The organism is Microcoleus sp. OTE_8_concoct_300, from assembly GCF_031383065.1.
Classification (GTDB): Bacteria; Cyanobacteriota; Cyanobacteriia; order Cyanobacteriales; family Microcoleaceae; genus Microcoleus.
Genome location: NZ_JANMZH010000362.1, coordinates 1 through 11238, shown reverse-complemented (window position 1 = coordinate 11238; position 11238 = coordinate 1). Strand labels below are relative to the sequence as shown.

Below are 11238 nucleotides of genomic sequence, written 5' to 3'. Positions count from 1 at the left end.
TTGAGTTTTTTAGCTGTTTTGATGTAAAGAGATTTGGCGTACTCAGTCAGTTTCATGATAGATTTTAGAGACATAAGATAGGCTGCACACTGAAGTTATCTTTCTGTTATTATAGGATCATTCATTCTGTGGGACTCTCTAAAGGCATACAAGGGCCGATTTTGCTAGTGACATCGGCGATGCACATGACTCGATCGCTCTTAATTTTCCAGCGTCAGGGAATAAAAGCAATTGCCGCACCAACAGACTTTCAAATAACGCAGCAGGATATCGCAGCATCCCAAAGGAATTGGCAAGCAGTCGCACTAGATTTATTGCCAGACACCTATGAATTACACCAGTCAACTAAAGCTTTGAAAGAATACATCGGCTTAATCGTTTATCGGCTGCGGGGATGGCTTTAACAGAATTTTAGATTTTAGATTGGGGATTGAAGAATTCAAATCCGGTTGCATAGGAATACTCAAAGCCAGTCAACAGTCAACAATCACCGAGGGATAGTGCAACCGGAATCGATCTAATTTATCTGCGTTAATCTGTGTTAATCTGCCCTCATCTGCGGTTAAAAAAAGAGAATTTATTAACCGCAGATGACAAGGGATTGACGCTGATTCACGCAGATGAAAAGAAGAGAGATAGGAATAATTCCGATGCTAACAGATTTGATATAAATCCCAAATCCCCCATCCAAAATAGATTCTGTGTGTTAGCTTAAAGTCATTACAGCCAAGATTTGCCCCAGTCGCCCCCAAACAATCATGCTGCCCCACGAGTTGCAAAACATTGCCCCAGAACCGACTCCCGCGGCCGAAATTTTTCAGAGACACCAAATTGTCCGCGAGTTTTACGATGAAATTAAGTACCGTCAAGAACTAGAACTTCATTGCCAGTGGTATTACGCTACAGCCAAGCAGCATCAGCAGGAATTCCAGAAAATGCAGGGAGATTTGAATATCTTCGGTTGGTTTAACCGCAGACGGTCGAAAAATTAAGGATTCAACAAAAAAGATGGTTTGTAGTAAGGACGAGAGTCCCACCGATCGACTAAAAGCCACAGAAAAAACTGAAGTCCTCACTACAAACTCTAAAATGGTTGTATGATCTCGGCCCAAAAACGGATACTTGCCAACGGCAGGAGGATCGATCAGCCGAAAATTTTAGACTAAGATTCAAACTCCCAGATTCATCTGTGGAGTAAATCTAAAATCTCAAATCTCAAATCTCAAATCGACTGACCGGATTTGATATTGTCTTTGGGCTGCGGCTTCAACTTTTGAGACAGCTAGACTTCCGAAGAAATCAATTCGACCTCATCCTCTTTCAGGTGAGCTCGAAATTTTTTGTCAAATTGTACTAGAACCGGCAAATTAGCACTGACAGGTCGGCCGTGCCATTCGTGAACGATCGCCACGACTTCTCCTTCCATACCCTTAAGATCAAATGGTTGACTGCGATTTTGAGGGTGGTGGTAGACAACAACAGAGTTTTTAATGCAAACGCGATCGCCAACTTTCATAAATTTAAACTTAGTGTTCTTTCTTCAAAGCTCTACAAAGCGTGCAAGTGCAGAACACTTGTACGCTTTGGGGACAGTCTTTTCATCTTCCCACAGAAGTAGAGCGAAAACTCATAGGACTTACGCACGGGTGGTCAGAAACCGGGTTTTTACGAAAATCCTGCGCCGCAGTCCGCAGTCAGGGTAAAAAACCCGGTTTCTTCAGTCTCCCTGCGTCCATAACTGACTCAAAGAAAATTAGCGGTTGTCTGTCGGTATAGCAACCGCCACATCGGGGGCGGACATAAATAAGCTATAGACATTACCGAACTCGTACACCGAGTTGCCGATCCCAGTGGAGGGATTTGGCTGCTTTGGCAAGCGGAGCTTCGGGGATCTGCCCCACGGATACGCCATAGCGCCAATTGGGTGGGCAAATGGCGATGTAGCGGGCATAGCCGCCTAATCCCCCCTGTAATTTGGGATAGCCGATCGTCACTAAGGCTCCTGTTTCGGGCACTTGATTGAGATTGGCCACTCCCTCGGCCTGAGTATAGCCATTTCTGAGTAACCAGGCTTCTCCTTCCAGCGTCGGCGTACTATCGGTATCTAGGGGTTCATGGCCATGAAACAGAATTTTACGTTCTAGATGCAAAAATTTCAGAGCATCCAGCGAAACACCCGGAAAATTGGTGAGGGTTGCCAGTTTAGGATTGGGCCATTCTTTCGACCAATCTGAACGGACAAACACCACCGATCCTTCCGGAATTCTGCCGTGTTGCCGTTCCCAAGTCAGAATATCCTGCACTTGCAGGGCATAATTTGGATCCTGAGCCACCTTCTCCTGAATCGGAATAACCACTAACGGACGGACGGCAAAGGTGGGTGGTAACTCGTCAATTGCAGGATAGTCAGGATTCCAGTGGGCCGGGGGATCTAGTTGGGTACCCAGTTGGTCGGTAGGCAGATCGTAGTGGGTGGCTTCAAAGCTATCGGCAGCATAGGTGTAAGCTTTGCCCGTTTTGGGGTCAGTGGTGGCTGAAAATTTAGGCTTTGCAAAACCCGGCCAAACAGGGATGGTTGGCGTAATGGTATGGGTGAGGTCTACGTATTTTGCTGATTTGAGTGACTGTTGATAGACTTGCCAGAGTGGGGGGTTAGGAATTGGCACAGCAATGGCGATCGACCAAGAAATGATTGCACAAAAGACAACAATAAATCCTAAGAATCTAAATCTTTTCATTACTTTTTCTTCTAGTTATACCAACCGCCAAGACGGTTAGGACATTCTATATCGCTGAAACCATTGCTATTACTGCTTCTTCCTTCTTCCTTCTTCCTTCTTCCTTCTTCCTTCTTCCTTCTGCTATACCAACCGTTTTCGTCGGTTAGGAGGCAAGAAAGCGCAACAGATTCAAGGGTCGCATCTCTGAGGCTATCAAACTGATCCTTGTGTTTGCGAATTCGACTCTCTGCAGCAAAAGCAAGTAGTTGTAATTTATGCCATAACCGACGAAAGCGTTTGCTATAGGTTCGATCGCCCGCCGCGAGCCCCGGAAGCCTAGCGGCCGATCGATCGAGGATCGATCCAGCAGGCCCGATCGGCATTTAAACCCCGATCGGGCGGATTCTCAAGGGCGGGAATTGATTTCTGCAGGCTAATCGAGAAACGATCAACTTAACTGATTTAACCAACACTCAACATCAACGGCCAAGGTTTGACCCAACTCCAGCAACTGCCGGATCGAAGACAAGTCCCAGCCGGCGCCGGAACCTGCAATCCCCAAGGCAACGGCAGCGACCACACTGTCGCCCGCCGAGGCATCTTGCAGTTGCAGCCAGCCCAAACACAGAGGCACAATTTGACTGTACAGAGAATCGAAATACAGTTCCTGCGATTTGTCCAGACACAAACCCAGACTCAGGCGATCGCCCACCGCAATCAAACGCTCGATCGTGCGGATATCAGCTTCCAACTTGACAGGCGAGGGATCCTCCGCGCCCGATCCTGCTTGCAGCAGCGCGTCAAGCGATCGCCAAACCAGCTTTTCCAAAATTTGCTTGACTTCGGGAACGTTCAACCGACAGCGGAGATGGCCGCTTTCAGTGGCGATCGCCTCTATTTCTGCCAGCAGCGCCTCCGGGTTCTCGGTTTCCAGTTCCAGGGCCTTGGCCGCCGTCAAACAGCGGTGTCCCAAAGCCACCTCAGCAGCCACCTGCAACTCTACCGGCACCGGCAGTTCGTCGCGGTGGAACGCCATCATCACCCCGTAATTTTCCCGGTAAACCTGAGTGTAAAGCTGATCCAACCGAGTCAAGTTTTCCTGACTCAGCAACTGCACGATCCGGTGGCGTTCCTCAGCAAACAAATCCCGCAAGCTAAAGGACTGATCCCCAAACAGCCGCACCATTTCCAGAATCGCGTGGGCCGCCGAAGCTTCTTGCATAACTCCAAACAACCGCTCTTTGAGCATAGTGTAAGACCGGCGGCTGCCAAAAGGCTGAATGCAGCAGTGGAAGTCCCAGCCGCCGAGGTGGAACGCAGCAAACACATAAACCTCTGTTTCCCGCGTAATTTCCGAGGTTAACTGCAATTGACCCACAGCCAGAGTCATCGAGCCCATGCGCTGAATTTGGAAATCTTCCTGCTGGGCCTGATAGCAGTAAACTCGCTGTTCGCGGGGATATTTGGCAAACAGAGAACTGATCGCGTAGTGGGCCGCCACTTGTCTGAGACTAATTTGGGCTGTCACCACGAGTTTGCGGTAAACTTCGGCCCCTGTTTTGAAATAGTCAACGTTGCTGGGTACGAGGGCTAGTTGAGCGACAAAATCCTTTTCTAGCTGGACGCCGGTAACTTCGCCCGCCAATTCCAGCGCCCGGGCCGCGTAGCGCAGAATTTGCACGCCTTCTGGACGCGAGATTTCTTCAAAAAACCAGCCGCAGCTAGTGAACATTAACAGGGTGTGGCGCTGCATTTCCAGCAGTCGCAGGGCGTCCACCTGTTCTCCGGCATCGAGGGGGCGCACTTGATGGCGTTCCAGGAAACTGTCAACGTTAGCGGGCGATCGATCGCGGATGACCTCAATATATTCATCTCTGGCTTTCCAGGGATCGCGCAACAGCTTGCGCCCTGCTTCTTCGTAAATCGGAATCAGTCGATCGCGCAGCCAATTGAGAGTATCCCGCAAAGGTCGGCGCCATTTGAGATGCCATCCGCCGCCACCACCGCAGCCACAATCATCTTGCCAGCGATCGACCCCGTGAGAGCAACTCCAGGCCGTCACCGGTTTGAGTTCCACTTCCCAAGCGGGAGGATTTTGACTTATATAATGAGCAAAATTCGTCACCGTCCAGCCTCGACGGGGAAACTCTTCTGTGAAGGCGTAGGCGAGGCATTTTTCGGTACCGTTTTTGTGGTGGCCGAAAGTTTCGCCGTCCGTGGCCACGCAGATTAATTGAGCCGGTCGGTGGTCTCCCCGTACTGCTTGACCCAAGCGCCCGGCCAAGTGGTGGCTGCTGCTGAGAACCTCATTGAAGCCCATATCCCGCGAGATCGGGCCATCGTAGAAAAAGATATCAATGTAGGGAGTGTTGGGAGATGGGGCTTCGGAATTTTGGAAGTGCCTGCGGCCAAAATGGTGAGAGCTCAGTGGCGAGAGTTGGTGGTCAGCCATTAACCGCATTTCTGGTTTTAAATAGCAGCGGTACGGGCGAGTCGGATCGATTTGGCCGCCGCCGACTTCGTGCCATTCGGAGTTTTCCGCTGGTTCCCCTTCTTGGTTTTGCCCGATTAACGGACGGCAGCGTTCTGCTTGGGAGGGGGCTAAGACAATGAAGCGGATGCCTTCAGCGACTAAAACTTCGAGGGTGGCGTAGTCTACGGCGGTTTCGGCGAGCCACATTCCTTCGGGATCGCGATTGAACCGGGAGCGAAAATCTGCGATCCCCCAGCGAATTTGGGTGTATTTGTCTCGCTCGTTAGCCAGCGGCATGATGATGTGATTGTATACTTGGGCGATCGCGTTGCCGTGACCGTTGAGCCGCTGACAGCTTTGGCGATCGGCTTCCAGAATCCGCTGGTAGACTTCCGCGTCGTAGCGTTCGAGCCAGCTCATCAGGGTCGGCCCGATGTTGAAGCTCATATACTCGTAGTTGTTGACGATCCCCGTGACTTCGCCGCGATCGTTGAGTATGCGGGCAAAGGCGTTGGGGCGGTAGCACTCGTTGTCTATGCGTTCGTTCCAGTCGTGGGCGGGAGAGGCGCTGGCTTGGCGTTCGATCGCGTCCAGGTAAGGGTTTTCCCGGGGTGGCTGGTAAAAGTGACCGTGAACCGTCACGCAGACCCCAGTTGCAGTAGCCACGGTGCTTTGGGTTGCAGCCGTTACGGTTGGCGAAGGCAAAGGCAGCACATCGGATTGAGTAGTAGAAATCGAAACCATGCGATCGAATCCTCAAGTAGTTAAAGACAATAAAACCAGCCTAATTAGAGACTAAAACCTTACGCAGCAAGAGTTGCAGCTAGGCATCTCTTAGGGCTAAATTTTGGCAGACAAGTTTTAATACAGTAGTATTGCGAGCAAAGCATTCGTTCCAAGATGCCAACCGTCGATCCCTGGGTTTTTCTGCCAATGCTTTGCTGTTGAAAGAGTTAAAAAAGGTAGCTTTTGCTGCTTTTTGGCACTTGCGACCCATTTCGGGTTAGTGTTTGCAGAGCTGTTCATTGAGAAATTGATTTACATTGCTGGATTGTAAAGTCTTATTCATTAAATAGCAACTTTTCGCCGGAAAAATTAAATTTTTGGTAATAAATCTTGACGGTAGTGGATATCGGTTTAATGCCCGATCAATTTATAGAGTAAGAGTTTTGCCGGAGTTTCGCATCATACTTTAGGTGCTTTTTACCTAAGTTCTGGAGAAGTTAGGCCGGTTGGGTTCGGGCGGGCACATTTGCTGCAAATGTACTTTCCAGAAGAGTTGTAACACTGGTGCGGAGTCAAAAGGCAACAAAAAACCAAAACGGTAAGTGTTAGGTTTTAACTCCTGAGAGGTATGTGAGGGCGGAGGCGGAGGCGGAGGAGGAGGGAGGAGGAGGGTTTGGACGAGAAGATGCTGCATTTGACGGCGAAGGAGGGGTCTGCTGCACCCCGTTGCTGTACTCTTGCTATCGTCCTGCCGAAAGCTGGTTGGGAAGTTTTTGGGGCGATCGCAGACATTGCGGAGGACAATATCAGACTAATCCAGAAATTAGTTATACTGTCTTATCTAATTCCCTGACTGTAAATAGTGCAAGTCCGTACTGACGAAACAATGAAAACATCAACCCATATCAACGATATTTTGCCAGCTCCATCTGACTGACCTTTGTTTAAAAAATTATTTTTTTATTCGCTCAAATTGTCAGCCGAAAAATGATACAATTGACCCAATTAAGTAGCCAGCTTAACTTGTTATTTCGCTGGCTCAATATCTAGGGAATCATCTAATAAAGGCGATATTTATTTGTTACAGCTACCAAGTTCACCAAACCTTTCGCAAACATGGAAGATTACCAAGCTGCTTTTTTACAACGTCATATGGATACTGAAACACTTTGTCACTCCGACAGAAAAGTAGCCGCCATGCACTTCGGAGGCATTACCATAGATAGAATGTTTACTAAAAGCGATGATTTTAGCTTCCCTGCCCAAAAGTGCAAAGCGAGAATGGAAAACTGATTCTAACAATCCTCAACACACAATTACTAATCCGGGACATAGTTTTCAAGATGCTTTGAAGCGGCATAATAAGCTTCATGATAGAGTGCAAAAGTTTCCACAAGTAATGAAATGGCTTAACACAGTTGAAAATCCCAACAATCAACATTTTATAGATATGCGCTACTCTAGTAGTGAATCTGATGAGCCAAACTATAAGCAGTGGCTATCAGCATATAATAGTCTCATAGGTTGGTTACAGAAGCAAACTACTAAACTTTGAGGACACAGATATGCAGGAAACTTGGCAAGTATCACTTAAACGGGAGCTTACGGACATTTATGTACAGACTCCGCAGGAATGGACTGACATAAATATTTCAACTTCTGGACTTCTGAATTTAACGATTATAAGCGATCGCTTTAAAGAATTATCTTTACCACAGCGAAAAGAGGAAGTGTATCGCATCCTTCATAAATTTAAAATATCCCCAGGTTTTATTTCTTTATATACAGTAGAAGAAGCAAGATATTTGGATTTGTCAGCCCCCCAGCTTACACATGGAAGTTCAGTACAAACTTGGCAAGATTTAGCTTTGTGGCGGCAAATCCTCAAAATCAATCTCAATCCCCTCAACCTGAACCCCGCATTCCTCGAACAATAACATTCTACTCCTTTAAGGGAGGAGTCGGTAGAACAACTGCCTTAACCCATGTGGCTTGGATTTTGGCTATGCGCGGTCGAAAAGTTGTGGCTGTTGACTTAGATTTAGAAGCACCAGGTTTAAGTACAGCTTTTAGCTTAAAACCACTACCTGAATTTGGTATTGTAGATTATTTTTATGAACGATCCTATATACCGGAAGGGTTAGAACCAAATGTTTTAATCACCAAGATATTTGGCGAAGTTACAATACCGGATGCTACAGGAAGACTCTTCATTGTTCCTGCGGGTTCTTTAAGTCTTGATTACATTTCTAAAGTTGATGATCTTCGAGCAACTACTATTCTTGATAATGGTGAAACTCTCTGGTCTATTTTTAGTCGAGAAATTCAAGAGCAGTTAAAACCAGACGTTATTTTAGTAGATTCGCGTACCGGAATTAATGAATGGGGTGCTTTATCTCTACTTCAAGCTGCTGATGAGGCAATTATTTTTTTGTTTCCGAACGAGCAAAATCGGCAAGGCATTGATCTTCTCCTAAAATCACTCAATTCTTTTGGCAAGCTATCAATCAACTTTGTGTTTTCACCTGTTCCTGATATCAGCAATAGTGGAACGGCTAAAGTTACCGAGGTTTGGCAGCTTTTACGCAAAGTCATTGAGCGCGAAGTAGATCAAGATGAACTGAATGAAAATGGTGATGACTCAGATGAGTCTCAATCTGAAATAGCAGAACCCTTAATTGTTCCTTACCTGCCATCAATTGCTCTAGCCGATAATCATCCTGTAACAGGTTTGTTGGATTACTACAATCGAATTGCTAACTTAATAGATGAAGAAACTATTCAAATTCGCTCACAGGAAATTCTAGCAGCAACAGATACAGAACAACGCTGGAAAATTATTGAAAGCCTTCAATTTCCCGCCTTAAATGCTGCTGATCCCAGGTCAAACCTTCGGGACTTATTTCAGAAAACTCCTAATTTTGACAAAGTTTTAGACGAAACAACTTGCCTCATCCGAGGTAGAAAAGGAACTGGGAAAACGGCACTTTATTTACTTTTATTAGAACATGAGGATAAGGCTCGACAGCTAGCTCGTGGCCGATTAGATTCTGTAATCTTCCTCTCCGGTCATGGTGCATCCCAGACCAGTCGCCCAACACGCAGCGAATTTCAAATTATCCAGCGAAATTTAAAAGATAATGAGGGAACTTGGGAGGCATTTTGGCGAGCATACCTGATATTTCGAGTATATCAAGAAAATTATTTAAAACTGCCAGATAAAGGGAGTCAAAAACCTAAATTTGAAAGTCTACGCAACATATTGAAGGGACTGCCGGAAGAAAACTGGAAGGCTGAACATACTAAAGCCTTAATTGAATTATCAACTGATTCACAGTTGATACTTGTTTTGCCGGATGTCTTAGATATTCTGAACGAACAGCAACGGGAGAAAAATCAAACACTTTGGCTTTTATACGACGATTTAGATGAAGATTTCCCCGAAAGAGATGGAGTTAGACAGCAAGCTTTAAGTGGTTTATTTCAACTCATTCAAGCTTGTGATGCCCGTCGCTTAACATCTATTCGCTTTAAAATATTTCTGCGAGAAGACATTTGGAATCGTTTGAACTTTGACAATAAAAGTCACTTCAATGGACGCGATCTATTTTTGAAGTGGACAAGGATAGATTTCTTGAGGTTAGCCCTTCGCCAAGCCACGCAAGCACGAGATTTTAAAGATTTAGTAGAGCATTCTTCACCTGTTGAAAATATTGATAATGCTAATGAAGAAACCTTAAACCGCGCCCTAGACTTATTGTGGGGAATACGTCGAAGAACAGGAAAAAAATCTAAATATGTTTATAGATGGGTTTACCAACGTTTATCAGACTTAAATGGTACGGCTTTTCCCCGAAGCTTAAGTGCCTTGCTTCAAGGAGCAAAAGAGCAGGAGCTAACTTATAAGGGACAAACATCAGTTAAGGCTCCAAGTGATCGTTTACTTCGGGGGACATCTCTGGAGATTGGTTTAGTAAAGGCATCAGAGGAACGTTGTGATGCAATTAAACAAGAATATCCTGACTTATGTCAATTTTTTGAAGCTTTAGAAGGTTTTCCCGCTTTACCTAGCAGACAACAACTTGAGCGCGCATGGGAGAAAAGCGCACAGGAAAGATATCCTGATTTTGATGAATTTGCCAGTTTTTTAACTGAAATTGGTCTGGCTAAATGGCGCCAGAAAGAAAACCGTTACGGGTTTCCTGATATTTATGTGTATGGTTTCAAGATGATTCGTACAGGGACGAAGTAGCAAATTATGCTTGTGAATGAACTTATAGTTACTAACGCTCACCTTTTACAAAAAAACATTTTTAAAGAGGGATTGATTAAAATGTTCGCGATAATATTTTATTGACAAGTAGCTTCAAGTCATCTTAAGAATGGATGACTTCGCCATTCCCCGAATTTTAGTTGTCGTTTTAATCCCCCAAACACCCGAAGACTGGTTAACCCAGTCCGAAACAGAACTCTGCATCAGAAACTGCGGATATTGGAACTCGCTGCGGGGAATGCCAAAAACACAAAACACAAACGCTGTCACCGTCCCCATCCCCAAAACCCACCAATTTACAGTCGCCGCCCTTCAGTCAATTATGGAGGGAATTAGCCAAGGAGTTCAACCATGAAAGTCACCGTAAAAGATAGCCAAACTCTCCAAACAATCGAGCTAAATCAACTGAGAAATTACTTACAAACTCACGGCTGGCATGAAGACCAACCTTTTTTAGATAATGCCACACTTTGGCACAAACCAACAGCCGATGCAGAAGAATTTGAAATATTGCTACCTAACCGGGAAAACCTGGGAGATTATGCAGCCCGCATCCGCGAGGCAATCCAAACCCTAGAAAACGCTGAAAATCGCCCTCAAAGTGAAATTTTAAGCGAACTACTTACCAGCATTCCCAACACGATAATTCAGGGAATTGTTATGCAAATTCACACCCCAAATACCCAAAATTTAAGTGGGGAAATTACTCTCCTCGGCCTTGTAGCTGACAAATTGCGGAAAATTCAAACTTCACTCGCAGACAAAGATTATATCCTGGCGATTAAAGCTTATCAAGAACGCTTACCGATTCTCTGTAGCGGTGACTTAATCAAAGACAACAACGCCTTCATCCTCAAAAACCCCCACAACTTAACCCTCGATGAATTGTGGTAAGACTAACAAATTTGGTCGAAATCTATATTAGACCTCTTGCAAAAATCCTTTTCCTCAATTGATGGGCCGGGCAAGATGCCCATCCCACAAGAAAAAATAACTCTTGTGGGATGGGCATCTTGCCCGTCCTAGTTATTTTTGCAAGAGGTCTA

Annotated in this window: 12 protein-coding genes; 8 read left to right on the top strand and 4 right to left on the bottom strand. The window is 45.8% G+C overall.

The window, feature by feature from the left end; all coding sequences use genetic code 11:
- The first annotated feature begins 128 nt into the window (after positions 1–128).
- Complete coding sequence (locus tag ACUVJL_RS16295; protein ID WP_445246805.1) at positions 129–404, top strand: YdcF family protein; 276 nt, start codon at positions 129–131, stop codon at positions 402–404.
- Between the two features lie 354 nt (positions 405–758).
- The gene (locus ACUVJL_RS16290) at positions 759–992 is read left to right on the top strand and encodes a hypothetical protein (RefSeq protein WP_445246804.1); all 234 of its coding nucleotides are present in this window, start codon (positions 759–761) and stop codon (positions 990–992) included.
- 290 nt (positions 993–1282) lie between these two features.
- Here the strand turns inward: ACUVJL_RS16290 and ACUVJL_RS16285 are convergent, their stop codons facing one another.
- From ACUVJL_RS16285 to ACUVJL_RS16270, 4 genes are all read right to left on the bottom strand, one after another.
- The gene (locus ACUVJL_RS16285; RefSeq protein WP_333125998.1) at positions 1283–1516 is read right to left on the bottom strand and encodes a ferredoxin-thioredoxin reductase variable chain; all 234 of its coding nucleotides are present in this window, start codon (positions 1514–1516) and stop codon (positions 1283–1285) included.
- A 301-nt stretch (positions 1517–1817) separates the two neighbouring features.
- Positions 1818–2738 carry a cyclase family protein gene (locus ACUVJL_RS16280; protein ID WP_445246803.1) on the bottom strand — a complete coding sequence of 307 codons (921 nt, stop codon included), beginning with the start codon at positions 2736–2738 and terminating at the stop codon, positions 1818–1820.
- An 11-nt stretch (positions 2739–2749) separates the two neighbouring features.
- On the bottom strand, positions 2750–3103 hold the full coding sequence (locus tag ACUVJL_RS16275; protein WP_445246802.1) for a hypothetical protein: 354 nt from the start codon (positions 3101–3103) through the stop codon (positions 2750–2752).
- Between the two features lie 65 nt (positions 3104–3168).
- A complete protein-coding gene (locus ACUVJL_RS16270) occupies positions 3169–5937 on the bottom strand; it encodes a DUF3536 domain-containing protein (protein ID WP_445246801.1) in 2769 nt (922 codons plus the stop codon).
- 655 nt (positions 5938–6592) lie between these two features.
- Here ACUVJL_RS16270 and ACUVJL_RS16265 point away from each other — a divergent pair.
- The 6 genes from ACUVJL_RS16265 (at position 6593) to ACUVJL_RS16240 (ending at position 11086) form a co-directional block, all read left to right on the top strand.
- Positions 6593–6772, top strand: a complete 180-nt coding sequence (locus ACUVJL_RS16265) for a hypothetical protein (RefSeq protein ID WP_445246800.1) — start codon at positions 6593–6595, stop codon at positions 6770–6772.
- Positions 6773–7162: 390 nt separating this feature from the next.
- Complete coding sequence (locus tag ACUVJL_RS16260; protein WP_445246799.1) at positions 7163–7474, top strand: hypothetical protein; 312 nt, start codon at positions 7163–7165, stop codon at positions 7472–7474.
- A gap of 10 nt (positions 7475–7484) precedes the next feature.
- On the top strand, positions 7485–7856 hold the full coding sequence (locus ACUVJL_RS16255; RefSeq protein WP_445246798.1) for a hypothetical protein: 372 nt from the start codon (positions 7485–7487) through the stop codon (positions 7854–7856).
- Positions 7790–10171: a ParA family protein gene (locus tag ACUVJL_RS16250; protein ID WP_445246797.1), complete on the top strand. Its 2382-nt coding sequence runs from the start codon at positions 7790–7792 to the stop codon at positions 10169–10171. The genes ACUVJL_RS16255 and ACUVJL_RS16250 overlap by 67 nt, the downstream gene beginning before the upstream one ends.
- A 130-nt stretch (positions 10172–10301) precedes the next feature.
- The gene (locus ACUVJL_RS16245; protein ID WP_445246796.1) at positions 10302–10547 is read left to right on the top strand and encodes a DUF4365 domain-containing protein; all 246 of its coding nucleotides are present in this window, start codon (positions 10302–10304) and stop codon (positions 10545–10547) included.
- Entirely contained in the window at positions 10544–11086 is a 543-nt protein-coding gene (locus tag ACUVJL_RS16240) for a hypothetical protein (RefSeq protein ID WP_445246795.1), read from the top strand. The genes ACUVJL_RS16245 and ACUVJL_RS16240 overlap by 4 nt, the downstream gene beginning before the upstream one ends.
- Positions 11087–11238: the final 152 nt, after the last annotated feature.

Coding starts and splice junctions, on each gene's coding strand:
- ACUVJL_RS16270 (WP_445246801.1), bottom strand. CDS start 5,937: ATGGTTTCGATTTCTACTACTCAATCCGATGTGCTGCCTTTGCCTTCG.
- ACUVJL_RS16260 (WP_445246799.1), top strand. CDS start 7,163: ATGATTTTAGCTTCCCTGCCCAAAAGTGCAAAGCGAGAATGGAAAACT.
- ACUVJL_RS16275 (WP_445246802.1), bottom strand. CDS start 3,103: ATGCCGATCGGGCCTGCTGGATCGATCCTCGATCGATCGGCCGCTAGG.
- ACUVJL_RS16280 (WP_445246803.1), bottom strand. CDS start 2,738: ATGAAAAGATTTAGATTCTTAGGATTTATTGTTGTCTTTTGTGCAATC.
- ACUVJL_RS16255 (WP_445246798.1), top strand. CDS start 7,485: ATGCAGGAAACTTGGCAAGTATCACTTAAACGGGAGCTTACGGACATT.
- ACUVJL_RS16245 (WP_445246796.1), top strand. CDS start 10,302: ATGGATGACTTCGCCATTCCCCGAATTTTAGTTGTCGTTTTAATCCCC.
- ACUVJL_RS16290 (WP_445246804.1), top strand. CDS start 759: ATGCTGCCCCACGAGTTGCAAAACATTGCCCCAGAACCGACTCCCGCG.
- ACUVJL_RS16240 (WP_445246795.1), top strand. CDS start 10,544: ATGAAAGTCACCGTAAAAGATAGCCAAACTCTCCAAACAATCGAGCTA.
- ACUVJL_RS16285 (WP_333125998.1), bottom strand. CDS start 1,516: ATGAAAGTTGGCGATCGCGTTTGCATTAAAAACTCTGTTGTTGTCTAC.